Origin of the sequence: Herbaspirillum lusitanum P6-12 (genome assembly GCF_000256565.1) — a bacterium.
Taxonomy (GTDB): domain Bacteria; phylum Pseudomonadota; class Gammaproteobacteria; order Burkholderiales; family Burkholderiaceae_D; genus Herbaspirillum; species Herbaspirillum lusitanum.
This window is the reverse complement of sequence record NZ_AJHH01000323.1, coordinates 1-398: the sequence shown is the minus strand read 5'-3', so window position 1 is coordinate 398 and position 398 is coordinate 1. Positions and strand designations below refer to the sequence as shown.

Annotated in this window: 1 pseudogene; it reads left to right on the top strand. The window is 65.6% G+C overall.

The annotated features are described in order from the left end of the window. Positions 1 to 41 precede the first annotated feature (41 nt). Positions 42 to 398, top strand: a pseudogene (locus tag HLUSI_RS27990) (TolC family protein); the annotation flags it as partial.

The window sequence follows — 398 nt, the reverse complement described above, 5'->3', positions numbered from 1 at the left end:
CGCATTGACCGCCGAGGATTTTTTCCGCGCCGAAGCGCGCGAATGCGCGCATCGGCGTGGCCTTGGCCGAGTACTATCCGAAACTGTCGCTGTCGGCCTTGCTCGGCTTTGAAAGCCTGGGCGCGGCGGGCCTGGTCAGCGCCGACAGTTTCCAGCCGCAGGCAGCACTGGGATTGCGCTGGCGCTTGTTCGATTTCGGTCGCATCGACGCTGAAGTCGCCCGCGCCAAAGGCGTCAACCGGGAGGCGCTGGCGCGCTATCGCCAATCCATCCTGCGCGCCACCGAAGACGTCGAGAACGCCATCGTGACACTGGTGCAACTGGAGAAGCAAAGTGCCGAGCTGGCCGATGAAGTGGCGGCGCGACAACGTGCGCGCAGCGCGGCGCAGGACGCCTAT